17 protein-coding genes and 2 pseudogenes are annotated in these 26,391 nt (G+C 69.7%); 13 read left to right on the forward strand and 6 right to left on the reverse strand.

What is annotated here, in order from left to right; all coding sequences use genetic code 11:
* Positions 1-6 precede the first annotated feature (6 nt).
* Together uvrA and ACHMXA_RS05835 are read right to left on the reverse strand one after the other, a co-directional pair.
* A pseudogene (uvrA, locus tag ACHMXA_RS05830) lies at positions 7-3,164 on the reverse strand (excinuclease ABC subunit UvrA).
* Between the two features lie 18 nt (positions 3,165-3,182).
* Positions 3,183-4,574 carry a chloride channel protein gene (locus ACHMXA_RS05835; RefSeq protein WP_395319250.1) on the reverse strand — a complete coding sequence of 464 codons (1,392 nt, stop codon included), beginning with the start codon at positions 4,572-4,574 and terminating at the stop codon, positions 3,183-3,185.
* Between the two features lie 108 nt (positions 4,575-4,682).
* Here ACHMXA_RS05835 and ssb point away from each other — a divergent pair, with 108 nt between their 5' ends.
* The gene (gene ssb / locus ACHMXA_RS05840) at positions 4,683-5,228 is read left to right on the forward strand and encodes a single-stranded DNA-binding protein (protein ID WP_395319252.1); all 546 of its coding nucleotides are present in this window, start codon (positions 4,683-4,685) and stop codon (positions 5,226-5,228) included.
* Positions 5,229-5,300: 72 nt separating this feature from the next.
* Here the strand turns inward: ssb and pcaD are convergent, their stop codons facing one another.
* Entirely contained in the window at positions 5,301-6,137 is an 837-nt protein-coding gene (pcaD, locus tag ACHMXA_RS05845) for a 3-oxoadipate enol-lactonase (protein WP_395319254.1), read from the reverse strand.
* A gap of 103 nt (positions 6,138-6,240) precedes the next feature.
* Here pcaD and ACHMXA_RS05850 point away from each other — a divergent pair, with 103 nt between their 5' ends.
* Together ACHMXA_RS05850 and ACHMXA_RS05855 are read left to right on the forward strand one after the other, a co-directional pair.
* On the forward strand, positions 6,241-7,218 hold the full coding sequence (locus ACHMXA_RS05850) for a LysR family transcriptional regulator (RefSeq protein ID WP_395319256.1): 978 nt from the start codon (positions 6,241-6,243) through the stop codon (positions 7,216-7,218).
* 55 nt (positions 7,219-7,273) lie between these two features.
* Positions 7,274-7,924 carry a hypothetical protein gene (locus tag ACHMXA_RS05855; RefSeq protein ID WP_395319258.1) on the forward strand — a complete coding sequence of 217 codons (651 nt, stop codon included), beginning with the start codon at positions 7,274-7,276 and terminating at the stop codon, positions 7,922-7,924.
* A 6-nt stretch (positions 7,925-7,930) separates the two neighbouring features.
* Here ACHMXA_RS05855 and ACHMXA_RS05860 read toward each other — a convergent pair whose 3' ends face one another.
* Positions 7,931-8,902: a LysR family transcriptional regulator gene (locus ACHMXA_RS05860; protein ID WP_176665869.1), complete on the reverse strand. Its 972-nt coding sequence runs from the start codon at positions 8,900-8,902 to the stop codon at positions 7,931-7,933.
* A 95-nt stretch (positions 8,903-8,997) separates the two neighbouring features.
* Between ACHMXA_RS05860 and ACHMXA_RS05865 the strand changes: the two genes are divergently transcribed.
* The 10 genes and pseudogenes from ACHMXA_RS05865 (at position 8,998) to ACHMXA_RS05910 (ending at position 20,730) form a co-directional block, all read left to right on the forward strand.
* On the forward strand, positions 8,998-9,540 hold the full coding sequence (locus tag ACHMXA_RS05865; protein ID WP_395319260.1) for a GAF domain-containing protein: 543 nt from the start codon (positions 8,998-9,000) through the stop codon (positions 9,538-9,540).
* Positions 9,531-9,947 carry a VOC family protein gene (locus tag ACHMXA_RS05870; RefSeq protein ID WP_176665871.1) on the forward strand — a complete coding sequence of 139 codons (417 nt, stop codon included), beginning with the start codon at positions 9,531-9,533 and terminating at the stop codon, positions 9,945-9,947. Before ACHMXA_RS05865 ends, ACHMXA_RS05870 begins: the two co-directional genes overlap by 10 nt.
* Positions 9,944-10,720 (forward strand): alpha/beta fold hydrolase, encoded by a 777-nt coding sequence (locus ACHMXA_RS05875; RefSeq protein WP_395319262.1) that lies wholly within the window; start codon positions 9,944-9,946, stop codon positions 10,718-10,720. The genes ACHMXA_RS05870 and ACHMXA_RS05875 overlap by 4 nt, the downstream gene beginning before the upstream one ends.
* Positions 10,721-10,753: 33 nt before the next feature.
* A complete protein-coding gene (locus tag ACHMXA_RS05880; RefSeq protein ID WP_395319264.1) occupies positions 10,754-11,554 on the forward strand; it encodes an ABC transporter ATP-binding protein in 801 nt (266 codons plus the stop codon).
* Positions 11,555-11,593: 39 nt separating this feature from the next.
* Positions 11,594-12,475, forward strand: a complete 882-nt coding sequence (locus ACHMXA_RS05885; RefSeq protein WP_395319266.1) for an ABC transporter permease — start codon at positions 11,594-11,596, stop codon at positions 12,473-12,475.
* Between the two features lie 61 nt (positions 12,476-12,536).
* Positions 12,537-13,634 (forward strand): ABC transporter substrate-binding protein, encoded by a 1,098-nt coding sequence (locus ACHMXA_RS05890; protein ID WP_395319268.1) that lies wholly within the window; start codon positions 12,537-12,539, stop codon positions 13,632-13,634.
* A 22-nt stretch (positions 13,635-13,656) separates the two neighbouring features.
* Positions 13,657-14,787, forward strand: coding sequence for an FAD-dependent monooxygenase (locus ACHMXA_RS05895; RefSeq protein ID WP_395319270.1), 1,131 nt, complete (start codon positions 13,657-13,659; stop codon positions 14,785-14,787).
* A 759-nt stretch (positions 14,788-15,546) separates the two neighbouring features.
* A pseudogene (locus tag ACHMXA_RS05900) lies at positions 15,547-15,669 on the forward strand (ESPR domain-containing protein); the annotation flags it as partial.
* A gap of 39 nt (positions 15,670-15,708) precedes the next feature.
* A complete protein-coding gene (locus tag ACHMXA_RS05905; RefSeq protein WP_395321231.1) occupies positions 15,709-19,812 on the forward strand; it encodes a beta strand repeat-containing protein in 4,104 nt (1,367 codons plus the stop codon).
* Positions 19,813-20,073: 261 nt separating this feature from the next.
* On the forward strand, positions 20,074-20,730 hold the full coding sequence (locus ACHMXA_RS05910) for an OmpA family protein (RefSeq protein WP_395319272.1): 657 nt from the start codon (positions 20,074-20,076) through the stop codon (positions 20,728-20,730).
* 46 nt (positions 20,731-20,776) lie between these two features.
* Here the strand turns inward: ACHMXA_RS05910 and ACHMXA_RS05915 are convergent, their stop codons facing one another.
* Both ACHMXA_RS05915 and bcsZ read right to left on the reverse strand, forming a co-directional pair.
* Positions 20,777-25,204 (reverse strand): cellulose synthase subunit BcsC-related outer membrane protein, encoded by a 4,428-nt coding sequence (locus ACHMXA_RS05915; protein ID WP_395319274.1) that lies wholly within the window; start codon positions 25,202-25,204, stop codon positions 20,777-20,779.
* Positions 25,180-26,385: a cellulose synthase complex periplasmic endoglucanase BcsZ gene (gene bcsZ / locus ACHMXA_RS05920; RefSeq protein ID WP_395319276.1), complete on the reverse strand. Its 1,206-nt coding sequence runs from the start codon at positions 26,383-26,385 to the stop codon at positions 25,180-25,182. The genes ACHMXA_RS05915 and bcsZ overlap by 25 nt, the downstream gene beginning before the upstream one ends.
* Positions 26,386-26,391 lie beyond the last annotated feature (6 nt).

Below are 26,391 nucleotides of genomic sequence, written 5' to 3' on the forward strand. Positions count from 1 at the left end.
CGTCGATCAGCTCGCCAGCAGCCGCTTCAGATACCGCCCCGTATGGCTCGCCTCGTTCGCCGCGATGTCCTCGGGCGTGCCCTGGCCCACCACCGTGCCGCCGCCGGCACCCCCTTCGGGGCCCATGTCGATCAGCCAGTCGGCGGTCTTGATGACGTCGAGGTTGTGCTCGATGACGACGATGGTGTTGCCCGCGTCGCGCAGTTGGTGCAGCACCTTCAGCAGCAGCTCGATGTCTGCGAAGTGCAGGCCGGTGGTCGGCTCGTCGAGGATGTAGAGCGTGCGGCCGGTGTCGCGCTTGCTGAGTTCCAGCGCGAGCTTCACGCGCTGCGCCTCGCCGCCGGACAGCGTGGTGGCCGACTGGCCCAGCTTGATGTAGCTCAGGCCCACGTCGAGCAATGTGCGCAGCTTGCGTTCGATGGTCGGTACGGCTCGCAGGAAATCGTGCGCGGCCTCGACGGTCATCTCCAGGATCTGCGCGATGTTCTTGCCCTTGTAGAGCACTTCGAGCGTCTCGCGGTTGTAGCGCTGGCCGTGGCAGACCTCGCAGGGCACGTACACGTCGGGCAGGAAGTGCATCTCGACCTTCACCACGCCGTCGCCCTGGCAGGCCTCGCAGCGCCCGCCCGCCACGTTGAAGCTGAAGCGCCCCGGCCCGTAGCCGCGCTCGCGCGCGGTGTTGGTCTCGGCCATCAGCTCGCGGATGGGCGTGAACAGGCCCGTGTAGGTGGCCGGGTTGCTGCGCGGCGTGCGGCCGATGGGGCTCTGGTCGACGTTGATGACCTTGTCGAAGTACTCGATGCCTTCCACCGACTCGTGCGCGGCGGGCTCTTCGTGCGCGCGGTACAGCGTGCGCGCGACGGCGCTGTAGAGCGTGTCGTTCACCAGCGTGGACTTGCCCGAGCCCGACACGCCCGTCACGCAGGTCAGCAGGCCGACGGGAAAGGCCACGCTCACGTTCTTCAGGTTGTTGCCGGTGGCGCCGACCACGCGGATCTCCTGCAGGTCGGTCTGCGTGGCGAGGTGCGCAGCCTCGCGCGCGGCGCGGCGCTCGGCGGCGGGGCTCGGCGGAAAGCGAGGGGGCTTCCTGCCTTCATGGAAGGCGGGCTGCTTCGTCGATGGAAGCCACGCGGTGCGGTGCTTCGGCACCTCGATCTTGCGCGCGCCCGAGAGGTACTGGCCGGTGAGCGAGTCGGGGTTGGACGAAACCTCGGCGTACGTGCCCTGCGCCATCACGCGGCCGCCGTGCACGCCGGCGCCGGGGCCCATGTCGATCACGTGGTCGGCGGCGTGGATCATGTCCTCGTCGTGCTCGACCACGATCACGCTGTTGCCGATGTCGCGCAGGTGCTTCAGCGTGCCGATGAGCCGGTCGTTGTCGCGCTGGTGCAGGCCGATGCTGGGCTCGTCGAGCACGTACATCACGCCGGTGAGGCCGGAGCCGATCTGCGAGGCCAGCCGGATGCGTTGCGCCTCGCCGCCCGACAGCGTCTCGGCGCTGCGGTCCAGGCTCAGGTAGTTCAGGCCCACGTCGTTCAGGAACTTCAGGCGCAGGCCGATCTCGCGCACCACCTTGTCGGCGATCTCGGCCTTGGCGCCGCGCAGCTTGAGTTTTTCGAACCAGCCGAGCGAGTCGCGCAGCGTGAGGCGGCTGAGCTCGAAGATCGCCATGCGCGGGCGCTCGGCGCCGTTGTCGGATGCGCTCTCGTCGACCAGGAACACGTTGCGTGCCTCGGGGCGAAGGCGCGAGCCGCCGCAGTCGGGGCAGGGCTGCATGTTGCGGAAGCGCGCGAGGTCTTCTCGCACCATCACCGAGTCGGTCTCGCGGTAGCGCCGCGTCATGTTCGGGATGATCCCCTCGAAGGGATGCTTCTTCGTGAGCTTCTTGCCCGCGAAGTTGCCCGACTCCATGGTGTAGTTGAACTTGATCTCCTCGGCGGCCGAGCCGTGCAGCAGCACCTGCTGCACCGAGGCCGGCAGCGATTCGAAGGGCGCGTCGACGTCGAACTTGTAGTGCTTGGCGACGCTCTCGATCATGCTGAAGTAGTAGCCGTTGCGGCGGTCCCAGCCCTTGATGGCGCCGCTGGCCAGCGACAGCGAGGGGAAGGCCACTACGCGCGCCGGATCGAACACCTCGCGGCTTCCAAGGCCGTCGCAGGTCGGGCACGCGCCCACGGGCGAGTTGAACGAAAAGAGGCGCGGCTCCAGCTCCGACAGCGAGTAGTGGCAGATCGGGCAGGCGAACTTGGCGTTGAACAGGTGCTCCTTGTCGGGAGCACCCTCGGCTCCCAGCTCCAGCGCGATCGCGCGGCTTTCGGCCAGGCGCAGCGCGGCTTCGAAGCTCTCGGCCAGGCGCTGCTGCATGTCGGGGCGCGCGCGAAGGCGGTCGATGACGACGTCGATGTCGTGCTTCTCGGTCTTCTTGAGCTTGGGCAGGTCGTTGTATTCGTAGATCTGGCCGTCGACGCGGAAGCGCACGTAGCCGGCGGCCTGCATCTCGGCGAAGAGCTCGACGAACTCGCCCTTCTTCTCGCGTGCCACGGGCGCCAGGATCATCAGGCGCGGCTCGTCGGGAATGGCCAGCACCGCATCGACCATTTGCGACACGGTCTGCGCCTGCAGCGGCAGGTGGTGCTCGGGGCAGATAGGGCGTGCCGGCGCGCGCGTAGAGCAGGCGCAGGTAGTCGTGGATCTCGGTCACCGTGCCCACGGTGGAGCGCGGGTTGTGGCTGGTGGCCTTCTGCTCGATGCTGATCGCGGGCGAGAGGCCCTCGATCACGTCGACGTCGGGCTTGTCCATGAGCTGCAGGAACTGCCGCGCATAGGCCGAGAGGCTCTCGACGTAGCGCCGCTGCCCTTCGGCATACAGCGTGTCGAAGGCCAGGCTCGACTTGCCCGAGCCCGACAAACCGGTGATGACCACCAGCTTGTTGCGCGGGATGTCGAGATCGACGTTCTTCAGGTTGTGCGTGCGCGCGCCGCGGATGCTGATGCGCTGCTGCGCCAGCACTGCGCCGAGGTAGGTGTTGCGTTCGAGTTCCGCGTCGCGAGCGCTTTCCGCGTCGGCTGCGCCGCTGGTGGTGCGGGCGGCGCGGGTGCTGCGGGCGGTGGGTGCGGTGGCTTTTGAATTCAAGGCAGGCGATCGTCCGAGGGCAACCGGACATGATAGACCGCCCACGATTTCATGGCGAGCCTGAGGGAACCGGCGGTTCGGACTTCGGGGTTTCTGCCGGCGGCGGGTGCACCGCTTCGGTGCCGGTGGAGGTGCTGATTGCCTTGCCCACCATGTGCTCGGCCAGCGTGTCGTAAAGCGGCCGGCTGATCATGCGCGAGACCAGGCTGGCCAGCATCGCGGCGGCCATCAGGCTCAGCACCATCGAGTGGCCGTCGACCATCTCCATCACGATGATGAAGGCGGTGAGCGGCGCCTGCGTCACCGCCGCCAGGAAGCCGGCCATGCCCATGGCGATGAGCGCCGGCCCCTGCTCGCTGCTGGCGAGCCGGGCCACCGCGTCGCCGATGCCGGCGCCGATGGACAGCGACGGCGCGAAGATCCCGCCCGGCACCCCGCACCACGCCGTGAGCCATGTGGCGACGAACTTGAGCACCGTGTACAGCGGCGTGAGCTCGTCATGCCCCTGCAGCATCTGCTTGACCGCCTCCGAGCCCGCTCCGAAGGTGACGCCGCCCGTGACCAGCCCGATGACGGCCACAGCCAGCCCGCCGACGGCCGCGAAGCGCACCGGAAAGCGCGCGCGCCAGCGATTGAAGCGCCCGGCCGTGCCGGTGAGCGAGGCGATCAGCAGCCGCGCGAACAGCCCGCCCGCGGCGCCGCTGAGCAGCGTGACCAGCAGGCCGGGCCCGAGCACGTCCCAGCCCAGCCGCGGCACGCGGATCACGCCGAAATAGCTGACGTTGCCGAAGGCCGAGACCGCCACCAGGCCCGCCAGCACGATGGCCGTGATGATCAGCCCGCTGGAGCGCGCCTCGAGCCGCCCCGACAGCTCCTCGATGGCGAACACCACACCCGCCAGCGGCGCATTGAAGGCCGCCGCGATGCCGGCCGCGCCCCCCGCCACCAGCAGCGCGCGCCCGTCGATGGCCGTGTTGGGCGAGAGCCAGCGCCGCGCATGCTGCATCACGCCCGCCGCCACCTGCACCGAAGGGCCCTCGCGCCCGATCGACAGGCCCGCCGCGAAGCCGGCCACGCCCAGCCCGATCTTCGCGACCGTCAGCCGCAGCGAGGCGAACACGAAGCGCCGCTCGCCGGGCAGGGCCGGGTGCAGGGCGGCCTTGATCTGGGGAATGCCCGAGCCGCCCGCGCCCGGAAAGAAGCGCAGCGTGAACCAGACGATGCCGGCCGTGATCAGCGGCGTGGTCAGCAGCAAGGCCCAGGGCCAGGCGCGGTAGAAACGGTGGAACTGGCCGAAGACCCAGTCGCTGGCCAGCGTGAAACCCACCACGAAGAGGCCCGCCGCGATGGCGTAGCCCAGCACGATCGCGCGGTCGAGCCAGACGCGCCCGCTGGACAGCTCGGCGCGCAGATGCTCGAAAAAGTCGGGTTCGCGGTTCATCGGTGCGGGCCATTCTGGCACCGCAGGGGATTGCGGGCAGCCGCCTTGGGGCACAATCGAGGGTTCTTCTCAACCTTCTCCTCCATCTACTTATCAGGGGCAGTGCATATGGCATCGGTCAATAAAGTCATCGTCGTCGGCAATCTGGGGCGCGACCCCGAGATGCGTACATTCCCGAGCGGCGACCAGGTCGCGAACGTCACAGTGGCCACCACCGATCGCTGGAAGGACAAGCAAAGCGGCGAAATGCGCGAAGCCACCGAGTGGCACCGCATCGTCTTCAACGGCCGCCTGGCCGAAATCGCCGGCCAGTACCTGCGCAAGGGCTCGCAGGTGTATGTCGAGGGAAGCCTGCGCACGCGCAAGTGGACCGACAAGGACGGCATCGAAAAGTACACCACCGAGATCCGCGCAGACCAGATGCAGATGCTGGGCAGCCGCCAGGGCCAGGGCGGCCCGTCGGGCCCGAGCGATGACGACGGCTACGGCGGCGGTGGCGGCGGCGGTTACTCGCAAGGCGGCGGCGGCGGTGGTGGCGGCTACGCCCCGCGCGCACCTGCTGCTGCACCGCGCGCTCCGGCGCCGGCTCCGCGCCAAGCACCGGCCAAGTCGTCGTCGGGCTTCGACGATATGGACGACGACATTCCGTTCTGAAGCCGGTCGACCGGACCAGTCGCTGAAGGCCTGCTCTTCCGGGAGCAGGCCTTTTTTCATTGCCGGCGGCCTTCAGCCGGCTTGCGCAACGGGCTCCTTGCGCGCAGCCGCACCGGCGCCCAGGAACTCCAGCACCAGCTCGACGAAGCGATCGCCCTGCTCGACGTTCGACAGGTGCACCACCGGCAGCAGTTCGAAGCGTGCCCCGGGAATGCCCGCCGCGAGCTCCTCGCCATGGCGGGCCGAGGTCACGGTGTCGTGCTCGCCCGCAATGACCAGCGTGGGGCTCTCGATGAGGCGCAGCGTCCTGCGCAGGTCGGCGTCGCGCACGGCGGCCCAGCTGCCGGCGATGCCTTCCCTGGGCGTGCGCAGCAGCGTCCGGTGGAACGCCTCGATGGTGGCGCCGCGGGCCTCCAGCATGCGGGCGGGAAACCAGTTGCGCAGGAACGTTTCGGCCGTGGCCGTCATGTCGGGCGCGGCCATCAGCCCGGCGATGGCCTGGTCCCACTGGCCGGCCGGGCCCAGCCAGGCGGCGGTGTTCGACAGCACCAGCCGGTCGACGCGCTCGGGCACGTGCACGCCCAGCCACTGGGCGACGATGCCGCCGAGGGACAGCCCGAGCACGTGCACGCGTTCCAGCCCCAGCGCGTCGAGCAGCTCGACGACGTCGCGCCCGAGCCGGTCCAGCGAGTAGGGCATGGCCGGTGCGCCGGACGCGCCGTGGCCGCGGGCGTCGTAGCGCAGCACGCGGAAGTGGCGCGCGAGCCGCGGCACCTGCGCGTCCCACATGTGCAGGTCGGTTCCGATGGAGTTCGACAGCAGCAGCACCGGCAGGCCGGCGTCCCCGTCGAAGCGATAGGCAACGGAAACGCCGTCGCCGGTGGTGAAGAAGGAAAGGTTCGAGTCCATGCCGGGTGGCCTTGCGATGAGTTTGACGATGGCTTCATCGTAGGCAGGCACCCGCGCGGCGGATACTACAAAGTTCAGACCATCCTTGTACGAATATCCAACGATGTCATCGACCTTCACGCTCCACGACCTGCAGTGCTTCGACGCCGTCCTGCGCCACGGCGGTTTCCAGGCCGCGGCGCAGCGGCTGCACCGCACGCACCCTTCCGTGATCGCCTCGGTGGCCAAGCTGGAGCAGCAGCTGGGCATCGCGCTGCTGGACCGCTCCGGCTACCGCGTGAAGCCCACGGACGCGGGCCGCGCGCTGCATCGCAAGGCGGAATCGCTGCTTCGGGAGGCGGGCGACCTGAAGACCTACGCCGAGCAGCTGGCCATGGGGCAGGAGGCCGAGCTGCGCGTCGTGCTCGGCGACCTGTGTCCGCTGGCGCCCGTGCTGCAGCTGCTGGGCCGCTTCTTCGGCGCGTGGCCGCAGACGCGGCTGCACCTGCAGTTCGAATCCGTGACCGGGCCGTGGGAGCGCCTGCTCGACGGCGAGGCCGATCTCATCGTGCACCGGGTCGCCAAGAGCGACGTGCGCTTCGACTGGCTCGATCTCGGCAAGGTGGCGATGGCGCCGGTCGTGGCCGCGGGCTTCCTGCCGTTCCCGGTCACGGCGTCGATCACGCCGCAGCAGATGCAGCGCTTCACCCAATGCGTGATCCGGGACTCCGCCCGCCGCGCGCCCGAGACGCAGCACTACGTGGTCGAAGGCGCGCCGCAATGCTCGGTGCCCGACATGCTGATGAAGAAGGAGCTCATCGCGAACGGCATGGCCTGGGGCCACCTGCCGCGCTTTCTCGTCGAGCCCGAGCTGAAGGACGGGCGGCTGCAGTCCATCGCGGGGCGGCACTTCCCGGGCATCGTCGAGGACCTCGTCGCCGCGCGGCTGCGCGACAGGCCGCACGGCCCCGTGGCGGCTGCGCTGTGGGACTTTCTCGGCAGCCACGCGCCGCTCCTGAAACCGGCGCTGGGGCAGGTGCCGCGGGCAAGCAGCCGGGGCGCGGATCGGCCCGCGAATGCAGGACGCAAATCGACACGATGAAGCGCAAGTCGCCGCCGGATAATGCGGGCTTTTTTGCCCCAGCAGCAAGCCAAGGATGAGTGCCGCGGATTTCCTTTTTTCTCCCGAAGTGCAGAAGCTCCTCGCGATCCTGTACGCGGCACCCGATCAGCAACTCCCGACCAGCGACCTTGCGCGGCGCTCGAAGCTCGGCGAGGCCGATGCGGCGCTCACCGTGGAGCATCTCGTCAAGAGCGGCATCGTGAAGCGGCAGGCGGCGAAGGCCGAGCAGGCCGAGACCCTGCAGGTCGATCGCTCCTTCGTCTTCCACGACGAGCTGCGGCGCATCGCGTTCAAGTCGTTCGCCGTGGCGGAGCCGATCCGTTCCATGCTGCGCTCCAGGTTCAAGGACTCGGTCGTGCGCGCCTTCGTGCTCGGCGAGGACGCGCAGGGCACCGTGGAGCTGCTCGTCGTGCATGGTCAGCTCGTGCCGGACGAGGCCGCGATGGCGGCGGCCTGCCAGAAGCTGTCGAAGAGCATGGGGCGCCACCTCAAGGTGCACGTGGTTCCGCACGGCAGGCTCGACGGCATGTCGCCGCGCGATCCGCTGGCCCCGAAGCTCGCCGCGGGCAGCGCGCACGAGATCATCGCGCTCGGGGACACCAAGGCGCAGCTGCCCGTCGAGAAGGGCGGGCTGCTGCAGGCGGCCAGGAAGAAGCTGGCGACGCTGGCCCGGCCCTCGGCCTGACAGGGCTTAGCCGGCGGAGCGCTTCATGCGCCGCGCCGTCTCGACCACGGCGCCGCGCAGCGATCGCACCGTGGGGTGCGTCTCGAGTTCCTTCAGCGTGAAGAAGCTCACCGGCGGCAGGTTCCAGCTCAGCCGGTAGGGCAGCGCGGCCCAGTGGCCCGCGGGCTCCATGCCGGCCAGCACGTCGCGCGCGAAGATGGTGACGGCGTTGGGCTCCTGGCGCAGCACCGTCTCGATGCTGCGGATCGCGGTGGTCTCCAGGATGGGCAGCGGCGGCTGGACGCCCGCGCCGACGAAGATCGCGTTGTAGGTCCGGCGCATGGGCGTGTTGGGCGGCGGCAGGATCCAGTCGAGCTGCGCGAGGCGCGCCCAGTCCAGCGGCCCGCGCGAGAGGCGCTTGACGTTCTTCGCGCCCACCACGAGGCAGGGCTCCTGCTCGTGGATCGCTTCCTGCACCAGCCCGCTCGCGTCGCCGTCGTAGGAGCGGCCGATGGCGCAGTCGAGTTCGCGCGCGACGAGGCCGGCGACCAGCTCGTCGGTCGTGCCTTCGCGCACCATCACCGAGATGCGCGGCGAGCGGTCGAGCAGATGCGTGAGCGCGGCCGACATGAGCTGCTGCGGCACCTGCTGCGTGAGGCCCAGCCGCAGGCGACCGCTGCGCCCGGCTTCCAGCGAGGTGAGCACGCGCGTGGTCGCCTCGAGCTCGGCCAGCCAGCGCCGCGCGTAGTGCAGCACCGCGTCGCCGGCGGCGGTCGGCACCAGCCCCCTGCTGGAGCGCTCGAAGAGCGTGCTGCCGAAGATGTCCTCGACCTCGTGCAGCGCCTTGGTGATCGCCGGCTGGCTGAGCTGCATCTCGGCGGCGACGCGGCTGAGCGTGCGATGCCGGTCGATGGCCTGCAGCAGCGAAAGCTGGCGCAGCTTGAGGCGCGAGAGCAGCGCGTGCTGCAGCTCGACGGCGGGGTCGCGGGCAGTGGACAAGGCCATAACTCCATGGTTATCGGGCTATCAGAAATTATTTCACTTTGGTGAATTGCGAGTCCTAGACTTTTCCCATGGACCCGATCAATGCACCGATGACGACGAAGACCACCGGCATCACGGCCGGCTTCCTGGACGCCCTGGCCGAGGCGGCAAGCGCCGAAGAGGCGCTGCGCCTGATCGACGGCTGCCGCCTGCGGATCGCGCCGGGCAGCATCTTCAGCATCCAGCAGAACGTGACGACCGGGCGCGACGCGGCCGGCCAGGTCCTGCTGCGCCGCTTCTATTCGTCGGAGGCCGGCACCTTCCCGGTCAACGGCGCGAAGCGCAAGACGCGCACGCCGTGGACCGAGCGTCTCTTCATGCAGGGGCGCGTGTTCGTGGGCGAGGGCGAGCAGGTGCTCGCGCGGAACTTCGACGACTTCGACCAGATGCGCGCCTACGGGCTGCGCAGCGTGGTCAACGTGCCGATGCTGCAGGGCACGGTCTGCTACGCCACCTTCAACGTCTTCGGCACCCGCGAGCGCTGGCTGCCGGAGGAGCTCTTCGGCATTCGGCTGCTGGCGCTCGCCGCCGCGCGGTGGGTGCCTGCCGTGCCCGGGCTCGCCTACAGCTTCGAGGAGACGCCATGCCTGTGACCGCCTTGCACCACTTCACCATCCGCTGCACGCCGGACGAGCTGCCGCCGCTGGTCGATTTCTACACGCGCGTGATGCGCCTCACGGTCGGCGCGCGGCCGGAGATTCCCGCGCCCGGCGCGTGGCTGTATGCGGACGGCCAGCCCATCGTGCATCTCTACGCGCACCTGTCGGCGCCCGACCGGCCCGGCGATGCGGGCGGGGCCGTCACGGGCCACCTCGACCACATCTCGTTCCGCTCGCACGGGCTGGCCGAGATGCGCGAGCACCTTCGCGCACTGGGCGTTCCCTTCGCCGAGGCGCCCATTCCCGGCTGGGCGATCCACCAGCTCTTCCTGCACGATCCGCGCGGCCTGAAGATCGAGATGACCTTCTGGATGGACCAGGAAGAAGGGAGCGCCGCATGACGCACTTCGTGCAGGCGGGCGAGTTGCGCATCGCCTTCGATCGCGAGGGCGACGGCCCGCCGCTGCTCCTGATGCACGGCGCGGAAGCCTCGCGGCAGATGTTCTCGGCGCTGGTGCCGCTTCTGTCGAAGCACTTCACCGTGATCGCCTACGACCAGCGCGACTGCGGCGAGACCGAAGGGCCGGAGCGCGCTTCGACGCTCGCTGATCTCGCGGACGACGCGCAGCGGCTCATCAAGGCGCTGGGCTTCAGGCGCGCGCATGTGTTCGGCTCGTCCTTCGGCGGCCGGGTCGCGCAGGCGCTGGCGCTGATGCACCCGCGTTCGGTCGATCGCCTCGTGCTGGGCAGCACCTGGCCGCTGCCGAGGCCGTACGAAGAGCTGTGTCCCGACGCGCGGCGCCTGGGCGAACTGCGCCGCGAACTGCCGGCCACGGCGGAGGAACTGGCGACCTGGTTCTTCCCCGAAGCCTTCCTGCAGCAGAGGCCCGATCTGCGGCGCATTTTCGCGAGCGCGCGGCCCGGCTCGGTGCGTTCCGCGCGGCGGATGGCGACGGCGCTGACCGCCATCGAGAGGGGCGTGGCCGACATCCTCGCGCCCACGCTGGTGCTGGCGGGCGAACTCGACCGCGTGGTGCCGGCGAGCGTCACGCTCTCGATGGCCGGCCGCATCCGCGGCGCCGATGCGGTGCTGCTGCCCGGCGTCGGCCATGTCACGGCGATGCAGGCGCCGCAGATGCTGGCGCATCACATCGTCCGCTTCCTAAAGACCTGACACAGACCACCTGAAACCCGAAGGAGCCAGGCCATGAGCACGAACCACGACCGCGCGCGCGGCCGCGCCGACTACATCCGCATCGAAGGGCTCTCCAAGCACTTCGGCGACGGAAGCGAAGGCGTGCTCGCGCTGAAGGACATCGACTGCAGCATCGAGCAGGGCAGCTTCGTGACCATCGTGGGGCCGAGCGGCTGTGGCAAGAGCACGCTGCTGCGCATCCTCGCGGGCCTGCTCGACTACGACATCGGCCGCGTGGTGCTCGACGGCCAGCCGATCCGCGGCACGCGGCGCGATGTGGGCGTGGTGTTCCAGAGCTCGATCCTGCTGCCCTGGCGCACCGTCCTCGAGAACGTGATGCTGCCGGCGGAGGTGCTCGGCATTCCGGCGAAGCAGGCGCGTGAGCGGGCGATGCAGCTGCTGCAGATGGTCCGCCTCGAAGGCTTCGAGCACAAGCTGCCGCGCCAGCTGAGCGGCGGCATGCAGCAGCGCGCCTCCATCGCGCGGGCGTTGCTGCACGATCCCAAGATCCTGCTGATGGACGAGCCCTTCGGCGCGCTCGACGCGATGACCCGCGAGCGCATGAACCTCGAGCTGCAGCGCATCTGGATGGAAAGCGGCAAGACGGTGGTGCTGATCACGCACTCGATTCCCGAGGCGGTGTTCCTCGGCGACAGGGTCTTCGTGATGTCGCCGCGCCCCGGCACGCTCGAGCGCGTGCTGCCCGTCGACCTGCCGCGTCCGCGCTCGATGGACGTGATGTCGCATCCCTCGTTCGCCGCCGCGTCCGCGTCGATCCGCGAGCGCTTCTCGCATGCGGCTTCGTTCGACTGATTCCGTTCGATTCAAAGAGGCCATCAGATAACCACCGCCATGCTCGCCAAGTCCGACCCCCCTGCGCTATCCGGCGACCGTGCGCCGGCTCCCGCGAAACCCAAGCCGCGTCGCCGCGCCAATCCGCTCGCGTCGACGCGGGTGCAGTCGATCCTGCTGCTCGTCGCGCTGCTCGGGTCGTGGGAAGGGGCCGTGCGGCTCTTCAAGGTGCCGCAGCACCTGGTGCCGCCGGTGAGCGACATCGCGGTCGCGCTGTGGCGCGGCCTCGCTACCGGGCCCCTGGCCAAGGACGGCTTCTGGTACCACGGCGGCGTGACGGTGGCGGAGATTCTTCTGGGCTTTCTCATCGGCAGCGGCGTGGGCCTTGCGATCGGCATCGTGGTGTCGCAGATGCCGAGGGTCGAGGCGCTGCTGGAGCCCTACGTCGCCGCGCTGCAGAGCGTGCCCAAGGTGGCGGTCGCGCCGATCATCGTGGTGTGGCTGGGCTTCGGCATCGGCTCGAAGGTGATGATCATCTGCCTGCTCACCTTCTTCCCGGTGCTGGTGACCAGCATCGCGGGCTTCAAGGCGGTGGACCCGGACCGCATCGACCTGCTGCGCTCGCTCTCGGCCACGCAGTGGCAGATCTTCCGCAAGGCGAAGTTCCCGAGCGCGCTGCCCTACATCTTCGCGGGGCTGAACATGGCCGCGGCCTTCAGCGTGGTCGGCGCGGTGGTGGGCGAGTTCGTCGGCGCGCAGGCCGGACTCGGCGTGCTCATCCTGCAGATGGAAGCGCAGGCCGACACCGGCGGCAGCTTCGCGGTGTGCGTGGTGCTGTCGGTGATCGGCATCGTGCTGAGCGACCTGCTGCGCCGCATCCAGCGCCGCGTGCTGCACTGGATGCCGGCCGACGCCTCGCGGCAGCGGACGGTGAACGTCTGACCCGCGCATTCCTGCATTCCCCCATTCCCGTATTTCTTTCCGCATGAAGAAGGAGCGAGCCATGTTGACGCGACGCGATTTCGGCCTGGGCATCGGCGCCCTCGGCCTTGCAGCCGGCCTCCCGGCATGGGCGCAGGGCCTGAGGGTGATGAAGGTGGCGAACACCGCGGCGGTGAACGATCCGCAGCAGTGCTTCACCACCGCGGGCCAGCACCCCAGGCTGAACTTCTACAAGTCGAAGGGCGTGGACGTGGAGTACGTCAACATGTCGAGCATGACGCAGGCGCTGCAGAGCCTGCGCGCCGGCCACGTCGACTTCGGGCCGGCGGTGCCGGGCATCCTGCTGCCCGCGATGGCGAAGGACCCGTCGCTCGACCTGGTGAGCGTCTACAAGTGGCTGCCGCGCAATGCGAACGCGATCGTGGTGAAGCCCGGCAGCCCGATCAGGTCGGCCGCCGACCTTGCGGGCAAGCGCATCGGCGTGCGCAGCCAGGGAGACACAGGCATCGTCATCACGAAGATCATGCTGGCCGAACTGGGGCTGAAGGACGACGGCTGCGAATACATCGCCATCGGCGACGGTGCGCCGGCCGGCGCGGCGATCGACAACGACCGCGTGGACGCGATGGTGGCCTTCGACACGGCGGCCGCCCGCATCGAGCTGGTGGGAACGAAGCTGCGCTACGTGCCGCTCACGCCGAAGTTCGCGCAGCTGGGCTCGGGCTGGCTGTGCGTGCCGCGCAGGCTGCTCAAGGACGACCGCAAGGCGCTGGTGGCGCTGTTCCAGGGCATTGCGAAGTCGACGCTCTTCTCGAACGCGAACCTCGACGCGGCGATCGACCTGCACTGGGCCACCTACCCCGAGAGCCGGCCCAAGGGCCGCAGCGAGGACGAGGCGCGCAAGGAGCTGGCCTTCATCCTCAAGGACCGCAGGAACAGCTGGATGCGCCGGCCCGACGATCCGGACCAGCGCATGGGCGCGTCGTCGGTGGCCGAGTGGAAGGCCAACATCGAGATGACGGCCGAGAGCAGCAAGAACCCGAAGCTGGCCAGCGAGCTCGGCGACCCGAACCGGCTGTTCACCAACGAACTGATCGACGACATCAACGCCTTCGACAAGCAGGCGGTGATCCAGATGGCCAGGGAATTCAGGCTTTGACAGGCGCAAGGAGCAGCAGGCCATGGACGTTCTCATCTCCGGCGCCAGCATGGCTGGCCTCTCGGCGGCCTACTGGTTCGCCCGCCTCGGCCACCGGGTGACGGTCGTCGAGCGTGCCGACGGCCTGCGTCCCGGCGGCGCACCCATCGACGTTCGAGGACGCGCGCTCGCCACCGCGCAGCGGATGGGCATCCTCGCGAGGATCGAGGAAGAGAAGGTCGCCGTCATCGAGCCGGCGCCGGTGCTCGACGGCACGGGAGCGCAGGTCGCGACGCTAGACCTGCGCTGGTTCGCCAACGAGACCGACGACGACATCGAGATCACGCGGGACCGGCTCAACCGGATCCTGCTGGACGCCATACCCGACGGGGTGGAGTTCCGCTTCAAGGCTTCCATCGCGGCGATCGCCGACGGGATGGGTGGCGCGGGCGGCGTGGATGTCGCCTTCGCGGATGGGCGGCGTGCGCGCTACGACCTCGTCGTGGGCGCCGACGGGCTGCACTCCAACGTGCGCAGGCTCGCCTTCGGGCCGGAGAAGGACTACGTTCGGCACTTCGGCCACTACGTCGCTCTGGTCGATCTTCCGGCCGGCCGGACGTGGCACCGCGCCATGCTCAACGTGCCGGGCCTCACGATCGCCGTGCGCGATGCGGGCGACGGCCCGCAGGGAATGATGCTCGCGGCCAGCCCCGAGATCGACTACGACTACCGCGATCTCGATGCGCAGCGCCGGCTGATCGACCGGCTCCTCTCCCGCGTCGACGCGTGGCAGGTGCCCGCGATGCGCGAGGCCTTCGCCGATCCCGGCGCCAGGGGCTTCTACTTCGATTCGGTCAGCCAAACCCGCATGCCGGGCTGGACGCGCGGCAACGTCGCCGTCATCGGCGACGCGGGCCATTGCGCCGCGCTGCTGTCGGGCATGGGGACGACGCTGGCGATGGTGTCGGCCGAACTCCTGGCGAACACCTGGACCGAGGCCGGCGGCGACATGGAGGCGGCATCGCCGCTCTATCACGACCGCCTGCGGCCCTATGTGGAGCAGTGCCAGGCATTCGCTGGCGAAGGCGCCCCGATCATGGTGCCGCCCACGCAGGAGGCGCTCGACGAGCGCAACGCGATGTTCCGCGAGTACGCGATCCGGTTCGCGAAGTGAGCTGAGCCGGGAACCGGCCGCTCCCCGCGGGCGGCGCCGGCAGGCCGCGGCCTCGAGACCGGGCTCGCGGCGATCCGCGATGTCGCCTTCTCACCCCGCGGCCGTCGAAGCAGCCGGCGAGTTTGCCTGCGGGGAATTCGAATTGCAGCGTGCCGCAATAGACGCTGGAAATCCTCTTCTTTCCTCTTTGCGTATGCACCCGAAGCGGAGGCTATTGTTCGGTCAATTGGGTATTGCGTGAGTCGATGGTGACGCTTTGGCGATCTCGATCAATAAGTTGGAATTACATTCCATCGGTTATTGCCGGTCATTGTTTCGTGGGCGAAGACAATCACGGTAATTGATGTGTGGCCTGACGGAAATTAATTCCAAGGTATTAATAAAAACTCGATTTGAAAGCCGATTGCATTCGGCCGTCGCGCGTGCGGGCGCGCCTAACCGGCAATCTGCAGCAAGACAAATGACTTTTTCATTGCCATTGATATCAAAATAATGATTACGAAAAATAACTGAATCAGTCGGCAAAAAAATACGATGTAAGTGATTAATTCAGTCGTATCTTCGTATTACTATTGAGTGATGATGGTCAATTGAAAATTTTCTCCAATTCGACTTTATGACTCCAAAATGAGACATCGGTAGTTGCTTAATTCCATCCTCTTTTTAAGATTTATTTGTTGGGGCTATTCCAAGAAAAAAGCAGGGAGCTGAATGGTTTTCAACCGTTCGATAGATCTTTCAAACGGATGGATGGAGTTGATGAACAAGACTTACCGCTCTCTATGGAACGAATCCCTTGGCGCCTGGGTTGCGACGTCGGAAACGACCTGTGCCCGGGGCAAGAAAAGCGCAAGCCGCGTGGCAGCCGCCGCAGACGGTGCGCTCGCACGGCCCTCCTCGGGGCGATGGCGCGCGGGACTCATGACGACCTTGCTCGCGATGGGCGGGCTCGGATGGTCTTCCGTGGCGCAGGCGCAGTCGGTCGATTGCTCGGCATCGCCCTTCAATGCGTACAACAGCACTGCCTCCTGCATGGGATTGCAATCGAAGGCCTCGGGGATCGGGGCAACCGCGCTTGGTTCTCTTGCGCAAGCCCAGCAACTCGGGGGCCTCGCAGTGGGGTACAACTCCCTCAGCTCTGCGCAGAATTCGATTTCCCTGGGCTTCCAGGCCTTCACCTCCGGCGTCAATTCCATCTATCTGGGCGCCCGCACCGGGCCCACCACGGGTGCGCTGGCTGACGGTGCCATCGGTATCGGCACTGATGTGACCGCGAGCGCCGGCAGCACCATTGCCGTGGGTTCCTTGTCCCAGGCGACCGCGCTGCGCGCCGTCGCGGTGGGAAACCAGGCAGCGGCAATCGACGAAGCCGCCACCGCCTTCGGGAATGGCGCGCGGGCGCAAGGAAATAGTTCGGTCGCGCTCGGAGCCCAGGCGGTTGCAAGCGGAGCCAGCACAGTCGCGGTCGGCCAGGGCGCAGGCGCGGGCTCGACGGCCGCCAACACGGGGTCGGCCGCAGTGGGCATCGCCGCCGGCACGCTGGTCACCGGCGCACAGAACACCGCCATGGGCGGAGGCATTGCGAGCGTGATGCGGGGCGCGGGGTCGGGCGTCACGGGAACGCGCAACATCGCCCTCGGCGCGGGCGACAGCACCGTTGCCTACGACGCCACCTTGAAGGCTTCGGCCGGCAACCTGGTCAGCGGCAACGACAACATCGCCATCGGCACCAACGCCGGCATTGGCGTCGCGAGCAACGCGACGACGTCGATCGGCCTGAACGCGAAAGCGAGCGTGGGCAACGCGATCGCCATCGGTACCCAGGCAAGCGCTTCGGCACTGGATGCCGTCGCGCAAGGCAGCAGCGCCAGCGCAGGCGGCCGCAATGCCATTGCGATTGGCTTCCAGGCGATCGCCTCCCAGATCAACTCCATCAATCTTGGTGCGCGCACGGTTGCAGGAACAGGTGCCACGGCCCAGGGCGCGATCGCCGTCGGTACAGATGTGGAGGCATCCCAGGATCGCGCTGTCGCCATGGGTGTTGCAAACCACGCGACCGGCGTCGACGCGCTTTCGATCGGTACGCGGACCAACGCGGGTGCCGACAACGCCACGGCGCTCGGTTCGGGCGGGACCACCGCCGCGACCGCCGTGCGTGCCACCGGCACCGGTTCCGTGGCGCTGGGCGGCAACGCGACCGCAGGCGCCAATGCAGCGGGAACCAATGCCATCGCCGTCGGCGGAGAGTCGTCCGCGACCCAGACGGAGGCGATCGCAGTGGGCCGTCTGTCCAGCGCCTCGGCGCTGAACACCATCGCCGTCGGCAGCAACGCCCGGGCGGATTCGGCCCAAGCGGTTTCAATCGGCACCAACGCCACCGCCACTGGTGGCAAGGCCGTCTCGATCGGCTCCGGCAACACTGCCTACGGCGATGGCGCCGTGGCCATCGGCGACCCGAGCTTTGCGAGCGGCACCGGCGCGTTCGTCGGCGGCGCGGACAACATCGCCAACAGCGACGGCACGGCCTCGGCCACCGCCGCCAACCAGGCCAATGGTGCGGTCGCCATCGGCAATGGCAACAAGGCCATCGGCCAAGGATCGGTGGCATTGGGCAATGGCTCCACCGCCGGTGCCGTCGGCAAGGCGGGCAGCGTGGCTGTTGGGGATGCCGCGACGGCGGCGGCCAACGCGGGCGACGTCGCGCTGGGCTCCGGTTCGGTCACCGCCACGGCGGTTGGAACGCCCAGCGCGACCATCGGCGGCACGGTCTACAACTTCAAAGGCACCACGCCGACGAGCACTGTGAGCGTGGGCAGTGTGGGCGCTGAGCGCACGATCACCAACGTGGCTGCCGGCCGGATTTCCGACACCTCGACCGATGCCATCAACGGCTCGCAGCTGAACGCCACGAACCTGCAGGTCACGAAGAACACCGCCGACATCACCAACATCAATGCCGGCGGGGGCATCAAGTACTTCCACGCCAATTCGACCCAGCCCGACTCGCAGGCGGTCGGAGCGGAATCTGTCGCCATCGGCCCGAACGCAGTGGCCAACAACGCCGGCGCCGTGGCACTGGGCTCAGGCTCGGTGACTGACGTGGCCGTGGGCACTGCCAGCACGGTGATCGGTGGCACGACCTACAACTTCGCCGGCACCACGCCGACGAGCACGGTCAGCGTCGGTGCCGTCGGCGCTGAGCGCACCATCACCAACGTGGCCGCAGGCCGGCTCTCCGACACCTCGACCGATGCCGTCAACGGCTCGCAGCTGAACGCCACGAACCTGCAGGTCACGAAGAACACGAACGACATCACCAACATCAACGCTGGTGCGGGCATCAAGTATTTCCACGCGAACTCGACCCAGCCCGACTCGCAGGCGCTCGCGACGGATTCCGTCGCCATCGGGCCGAACGCCGTGGCCAGCAACGCCGGCGCCGTGGCGCTGGGCTCCGGGTCCACCACGGCTGCTGCCGTCGGCACGGCCAGCACGGTGATCAACGGCACGACCTACAACTTCGCCGGCACCACGCCGACGAGCACGGTCAGCGTCGGTTCCGTCGGCGGCGAACGCACGATCACCAACGTGGCGGCCGGCAGACTCTCGGGCTCGTCGACCGACGCTGTCAACGGCTCACAGCTGTTCTTCACCAACCAGTCGATCGAGAACCTGAGCACCACCGTCACCGCCAACAAGATCAGGTACTACAGCGTCAACTCCACCGGCGGCGGCAACGAAAACAACAACGGCGCGACAGGTGCCGACGCCATCGCCTCCGGCAAGGATGCGAGCTCGACCGTCGACGGCGGGGTCGCACTCGGCTCTGGTTCCATCTCCGACCGCGCGATCGCAGGCAGCACCGGCAACATCCCCGCGGGCAGCTCCTTGATCCCGTTCAACACGACAGACCGCACGCTGTTGGGCGCACTCTCCGTCGGCAGTGCCACCACCTACCGCCAGATCACCAACGTCGCCGACGGCACGCAGGCGCAGGACGCGGTCACGGTGCGGCAGCTCAGCGGGGCGCTGCAGTCCTTCGCGGTCACGCCGATCCAGTACTTCCACGCCAACTCCACGGCGGCGGACTCGCTGGCCATCGGCGCGGAGTCGGTGGCGGTCGGGCCGCAGACGGTGGTCAACGGCAACAACGGCGTCGGCATCGGCAACGGCGCGGTGGTGCAGCAGAGCGCGCCGGGCGGCATCGCGATCGGCCAGGGCTCGACTTCGCACCTGGCCGACTCGATCGCGCTGGGCACGCAGTCGTCCGCCGCGGCGGTGCAGGGCGTGGCGCTGGGTGCGGGCACCAGCGTGACGCAGGCCGGCGGCGTGGCGCTGGGCGCGGGCTCGGTGGCTTCGACGGCCGCAGGCGTGGCGGGCTACGTGCCGCCCACCGCGACCGACGCGCAGCGCATCGCCATCGGCGCGACCACCAGCACGCTGGCGGCCGTGTCGGTGGGTAATGCCGCCAGCGGCCAGTTCCGCCAGATCACCGGCGTGGCGGCGGGCACGGCCGACAGCGACGCGGTCAACGTGTCGCAGCTGCGCGGCGTGCAGGGCCAGGTGGCGGTGATCGACCAATCCACGGTCAAGTACGACACCAACTCCGACGGCTCGACCAACTACAACAGCGTGACCATGGGCGGCAGCAACGCCACGGGCCCGGTCACTGTGCACAACGTGGCGCCGGGCGTGGCGGGCACCGACGCCGTCAACGTCAACCAGCTCAACGCGACCAGCGCGGGCCTGAACAACCGCATCAACGCCCTGGGCGACCGCCTCGACGGCGTCGAGAAGAACGCCTACGCCGGCGTGGCGGCGGCGATGGCGCTTCAGATGCCGGGCAGCTACGTGCCGGGCAAGACGGTCATGCGCATCGGCGCGGGCTCCTTCAAGGGCCAGAACGCGGTGGGCATCAGCTTCCGGCGCACCGCGGAGAACAACGCCTGGAGCATCACCGGCGGCGTGGCCACCAGCCGTGCCGGCGTGGGTGCCACCGTCGGCGCGGAATGGGTCTTCAACTGAAGGGAAGGCGACACAGATGAACCGGACGAACCCCATCATGAACAAGCTTCTTCGCGCCAGAGCCCTTTCGACCATTTCCGCGCTCGCCATGGCCGCGCTGCTGGCCGGCGGCTGCGCCAGCCCGAGCTACACCGTCACGCCCGAGATGCAGGCACGCGCCGCCTCGGAAAACCCGGCACCGCCGAAAGACGACGAGTTCCCGCGCCCGGCTCTGCCAAGTGGCAGCAAGGCGCCTTCCCGAGCCTCGATGCCCTGCGCGCCATGCGCACCGGCATGGGCAAGGACCAGGTGCGCGAGCTGCTGGGCTTTCCGCACTTCAGCGAAGGGCTGGGCGGCGTGCGCGAGTGGAACTACATCTTCCATTTCCGCAAGGGCGCCGGCCCGGAGTACCTCACCTGCCAGTACATGGTCCGCTTCAACGCGGACGTGCTGACCAACGGCATGTACTGGAAGGGGCCGGGCTGCGCCGACCTGCTCAGGCCGCTGCCGGCGGCGGCCGCGCCTGCCGTCGCTGTCGCACCCGTGGCGGCCCCGACGGCCAGGACGACGCTCGGCGCCGACGGCCTGTTCCGCTTCGATGGCCGCACGCTGGCCGACCTGCTGCCCGAGGGCCGCCGCAAGCTCGATGCGCTGGCCGCCGGCATCGGCAGCGGCGCATCGGTGGAAGCCGTCAGGGTCACGGGCCACACCGACCGGCTCGGCAGCGACGCCTACAACCAGGCGCTCTCGCTGGCCCGCGCCGGCACCGTGCGCGACTACCTGGTGCAGGCCGGCGTGCCGGCGCGCAAGGTCCAGGTCCAGGGCAGGGGCGCCTCGGAGCCGAAGGTGCAGTGCGCGCGGCAGGCGTCGCGGACGGCGCTCATCGACTGCCTCGCCCCGAACCGCCGCGTCGAGATCGAGGTGTTCGCGGGACGCTGAACGAAAGCCCGAAGGCCGCCGCCCCGCACGTCCGAGCGTCCGTCCGTCAGAGCAGCGGCGTGTAGGGCGAGGTCATCGGCCTCAGCGTGGCGCCGCCGCCGTCGTACGCGGGCACGCCGATGCTGCTCGAGCCGCCGAACACGTAGCGCAGGTAGACGCTGCCGGTGAACTGCCGGTAGTTCTGCGCGTTGTTGAAGCCCAGCGAGCCGCCCAGGAACATCTTCGGCGCCAGCTGGTACTCCATCACCGCGGCCAGGTTGTAGGCGAGGCCGGTCTTGGAGCTGCTGGCGTACATGTTGTTGTAGTTCGAGCTGCTCAGGCCCAGCGCCAGCGCCTGGTAGGCCGCGTTCGAGGCCGCGGCGTTGCGCGACGGGTCCGTCGGGAAGTAGGGCGACGCCTTCTGGTTGAACGACTGCACGCCCAGCGAGGCGTTCACGCGCCACGAGAGCCGGTCGCTGCGCCCGCTCCAGTCGACCGGGAAGGCCACGCTCACGAAGCTCTGCGGGCTGAAGTAGCCGCCCTGCCCGAAGGTGTAGTAGCTCAGGTTCTTCTGGTAGCCCATCAGCCCGATGTTCATGCCCAGCGTGAGCTTGGAGTTCGGGTTGTTCAGCAGGTGCAGGTAGGCGCCGCCGCCGGTCTCCACGCGCGAGTTGCTCTGCACGTTCCTGCCGGTGATGCCGTGCGCCGCGAGGTAGCTGTACACGCCGTAGGTGCCGTCGTCGTAGCCGATGTCGCCGCGCACGCCGGTGGCGACCACGCCGCCCCAGCGCTCGTTGGTGCGCTCGTCCTTCGCGCCGGCGAACGACAGCACGCTGTCGGTCACCGCGCGGCGGGAGATGTCGGCCTTGTAGTTCCAGGAGTCTCCGAAGCCGCCCTTGAAGGTCACGTTGCCGACCACGTTGGTGGTGGGAAAGCCCAGCGGCGTGGTGCCGATGCCGGCATCGATGTTCTTGCCCTCGTAGCCCACGTTCAGGCCCACGCCAGACGCGTTCTGCTGGCCGGCAGAGCTGCCGTTGCGCAACGCGCCGAGGGCCGCGGCCGGGCCGCCGCCGAAGCGGCTGCCGGTCGAGTAGTCGCTCGCGGGCGTGCCGGCATCGAGCACCGTGGGCGTCACGCCCACGACGATCTTGCCTTCGCCGACCGGGAAGCGCGCCTGCACCGGCAGCTGGAAGTCGGAGAGCCGGCTCAGGCCGGCCTCGCCCGCGCGGTTGCGGTAGACCGTGCCCGCGGTGAGGCTCACCGCGCGCTGCGATTCGAGCTCCTGCACCTCCGAGGCCAGCGTGCTCGCAGGCGCGCTGCGCAGCGGCGCGTTCCAGCTCGGCTCGGGTCGCGCCGCGTTGGCCTGCGCGTAGGCGGCATTGGCCTGGGGATAGGCCTGCGGATAGGCCGGATAGCCCGCGGGCGCGGCGGCGGCCTGCGCCTGCGGGATGTAGACCGGCGCGACCTGCCGGCTGCCCGGCACCGGGTACTGCGGCACGGGTTGCATCGACGGCGTGACATAGGCCGAGGCCTGCGGCACGTTGTTGCCGTTGTTCGGGTTGTTGCGCGCCGTGCGCGTCGATGCCTTCGCGCCCGACTGGCGGCCCTTTGTGCCCGAAGCCGCCGGTGCGGCGGAATCCCACGGCAGCGAGACCGGCGCGGCCGCGACCGGGTAGCCCGGGTATGGCTGCTGCGCCGCAGGGTAGGGCGATGCAGCCGGATAGGCCCCCGCCGCCGCAGCCGGATAGACCGCCGGCTGCATGCGCGCCTGCGCGAACGGGTTGCCGCCGGCCGGCACGCCGCCTGTGGGCACGGCGGTGCCGGGCGCGCCGCCGGTCATGCCGGCAAAGGGATTGGCGGGCGGCATCTGCTGCATCGGCACGCCGCCCGGCGCGAAGCCGCCGGAAGCGACCTGCCGTTCGGCGTCCAGCGCCGCGCGCAAGTACTGCTCGGCCTTGCGGCTCTCGCCCGCGTTGCGGTAGACGCGCCCTGCGGCAGCCAGCACGCGCGACTGGTCGGGCGCCTGCTTCAGCGCGGCCATCACGTAGTTCTCGGCCTGGCTGTGCTCGCGCTGCGCGCTGGCGCTGGCCGCGGCGGCGAGCAGGGTGTCGAGGTCGGTCGGGCTGCGCTGCAGGATGCGCTGGTACAGCGCCAGCGCCTGTCCCTCGTCGCGGGCCGCCGAGTAAAGGCGCGCCAGTGCGGCCAGCGCCTGCGGATCCTCCGGCCGCTCGGCGAGCACCGGCGCCATCGCGTTGTAGGCGGCCTCGAGGTTGCCGGCTTCGCGCAGCGCGTCGGTCTGGCGCAGCGCGAAGGCGATGCGCAGGCTGTCGAAGTCGCTGCGCTGGGCGGCCGTCATGCTGGTGCCCGCGAGCTGGCGCAGCACGGCCGACAGCTCGATGTCCTGCTTTGTCTTGAGCAGCACCGACGCATAGAGCAGCCGGTCGCCGATGCCCGGCACCGGCGTGCGCGCCAGCAGCTGGCGGCTCATGGCAAGGGCGCGCGGCGCATCGCCGATCTCGGCATAGGCGCCCGCGAGCTGGCCCCACAGCTCGGCCGGCATGTCGGCGCCCAGCGTGGCCTCGGCCTGCGCGAGCACGCCGCGCGCGGCGTCCGCCTGGCCCTGGCGCGCCAGCGCAAGCGCGCGCGCGGCCTGCGACTGCGCCCACAGGCGGCGTTGCAGCGCCGCCATGTCGCGCGTGCGCGAGCCCGCGGGAATGCGTTCGAGGTACTGGATGCCGGCGGCGGCGTCGCCCGTCTCCGAGGCGAGCAGGGCGCTGGCGTAGAGCGCGTCGGGCATGTCGGGCTGCGACATCAAAAGCCCTTCCATCACGCCGCGCGCCTCGGACACCAGCCCCTGCCTGCGGTAGATGTTGGCCAGGTCGAGGCGCACCCACGGGCTGTCGGGCGCGGCGAGCATCGCGTCCTCGAGCGTGCGCTGCGCGCCGGCCGCGTCGCCGGCGTCCGCCTGCTGGCGGGCGCGGTTGCGGGCCTGGTCGACCTGCAGGTTGCGCAGGCCGCCGAGCTGCGTGGCCTGTTCGGGCGTGAGGCGGCGCGACAGCGCCAGCGCCTCGTCGGCGCGGCCCGTCTGGCCGTACAGCGAGATCAGGCCGTTGAGCGCCTGCGTGTTCTGCGGCTTGCTCTCGAGCACGCGCTTGTAGCCCTGCTCGGCCTGGGCGTAGTCGCCGGCGGCCAGGCGCAGGTCGGCCAGCGCGTTCTGGCCCACGGCCTCGCGCGGGTCGATGCGCACGGCGCGCTCGTAGAGCGACTGCGCACCGCGCGCGTCGTTCTTCGCCTGCGCGGCGCGGGCCTGGCCCACCAGCGTCCAGTAGGTGGCGCTCTGCAGCGCCGAATTCCACTTGCTGCCGCCGCCGCGCGCCGCGCGTTCCAGCAGCTCCTGCGCCTCGGCAAAGCGTTCCTGGCGCAGCCGCACGAGGCCGAGGCCGCCCAGGGCCTCGCTGTCGTCCGGCTTGGTGCGCAAGGCCTGCTGGAAGCGCTGCTCGGCCGTGCCCGGGTCGCCGCGGTCGAGGGCCTGGAAGCCTTCGCCCACGGGCACGCCGGGCGCGTTCGCGGAGGCCGTCTTCGCCTTGGTCAGCGTCTCCAGCCGCGCGGCCACGGCGGCGTCGTTCTGGTTGCTGCCCAGGTACTCCTGGTAGAGCGCGGCGTCGGGCTGCCGCGCGTCGAGCCAGATCAGCGCCTGGCGCCATGCGGCGCGCGCGGCCGGCGCAACGGCGGGCTGCTTCGCCAACTCGACCAGCTCGCGGATGCCGGCGCGGCGCGTGGATTCGCTGTAGGTCTTCTGCTGCGCGAGCGCGAGCCGGTAGTTCGCGTTGTCCGGGTGTTCCTTCACCAGCTGCTCGAGGCCGCGGCGGCCTTCGTCGGCGCCCTGCGGCGTGCTGGCCAGCACCTGGTAGTACTCCAGCGCGAGCGCCTCGGGCGGCGGGCGGTTGTCGAACTGGCTGCGATACAGCTCCACCGCCTCGGCGGCACGGCCGGCGCGCGCGGCGGCGCGGGCGCGCTGCAGCGTGCTCTGCTGGCCGCCGGGCTGCTGCGCCTGCTGCTGCAGGCGCGCCAGGCGGGCGTCGTTGGGGCTCGCGCTGCGCAGCCGCGCGATCCAGCCGCGCGCCGCCTCGGTGTTGCCGCGCGACAGCTCGACCTGCGCCATGCCGTACATCGCATCGGTCGACTGGGGCTGGATGCTCAACAGCTTCTTCCAGCTTTCCTCGGCGAGCTCGGCGCGGCCCTGGGCCTGCCAGTAGCTGCCCTGCTCGGCCAGCGCCGCGCCGGCGTCGACTTGCGCCTGCGCCCGTGCGATCCCGGGCGCGGCGGCGCCCAGCGCCGCGAGCATGCCGAAGCAGGCCATCCATTGCCGCGACGGGGCCGACAGCGCGAAGGGCCGCGCGGCGGAGGTGCCGGAAGAACGTGGAAGGCGGCGCCCCGGCTTCAGGCCGGTCGATCTCAAGCCGGTCGATCTCAGGCCGGTCGATTGGGACGGCATAGCGTTCTCCATGAGGGTTGCAGCTGGCCGTTGCGGCCGAATTCGTATCGGCCGTCGAGCCAGGCCTGACCGAAAAGGAGCAGGCATTGTTCGTAGTAGGGCAGGGGCGGCGTGCCGGGCGCGGCCGGTGCGGCGCGGCCGCCGGGCACGCGCGCGACCTGGGTCGCCAGCGCGTCGGCGGCGCCCACCGCCTTGAGGTAGGGCAGCATCGCGCCCGCGAAGCCGAGCGGCGCCATGCCCCGCCCGGCGCCGCTGGCGGTGTCGACGTATTCGGGCAGGGGCTGTCGCTCGGCCAGCAGCTGGCCCGGGCCGCGCAGGTTCAGCAGCAGCATCCTGCGCGCCGGGTCCTTGTCGGAAAGCATGCCCGCCCAGAGATAGTTGCGGATGGCGTCGTAGCTGCCGGTCGGCCCCTTCTGCGGGTCGGCCACGAAGGCGCGCTCGTCCGAGGACCATGCGCACCAGTCGGGCGCGAAGCCCTTGGGCGTGACCGCGCCGAACATGCGCAGCGTGTTGTCGGTGACTTCGCCCCAGGGCCCCGTGGGGTCGGCCTGCTGGAAGTAGCGCAGCAGCTGCAGCGGCATGTAGCTGGGGTTGAGCCGCCACTGCGGGCCGCTGGCCACCGACTTGGGCCAGGGCAGCAGCATGCGGCCCAGGCCGGGCAGCGCCACCACCTCGTCGCGCACGACCAGCGCGAGCAGGCTGCGGCCGAGCGTGCGGTAGCCGGCGTCGTTCCACAGCCGGCCGCCTTCCATCAGCGCATAGGCGATCCAGAGGTCGGCGTCCGACGCGGCATTGGCGTCGAGCACGCCCCAGCCGCCTTCGGGCTTGCGGCCCCATTGCCAGGCGGGCAGCTTCTTCGCGAGGCTGCCGCCCGCGAGGTTGGCCTCGGTCCAGGCCAGGATGCGCGCGAAGGCGGCGCGGTCGTTGTGCACCAGCGCGAAGAACATGCCGTAGGACTGGCCTTCGGAGGTCGACTGCTGCTGCGGCGTGTTGAAGTCGATCACCCGGCCGTCGGCCTGGACGTGGCGCGCCGCGAAGGCGGCCCAGTCGGTGGCCGGATGGCAGGTGGCGGGCGCCGGCTCCTGAGGCTGCGCGGCCGCGAGCCTCGGCAGCGCCAGCGCGAGCCCGGCCGCGCCGAGCAGGGCGCGCCGGTCGGCGGATGGGGTCGGCAGTCGTCGCATGGTTCG

The organism is Variovorax sp. UC74_104 (genome assembly GCF_044055375.1).
Taxonomy (GTDB): domain Bacteria; phylum Pseudomonadota; class Gammaproteobacteria; order Burkholderiales; family Burkholderiaceae_C; genus Variovorax.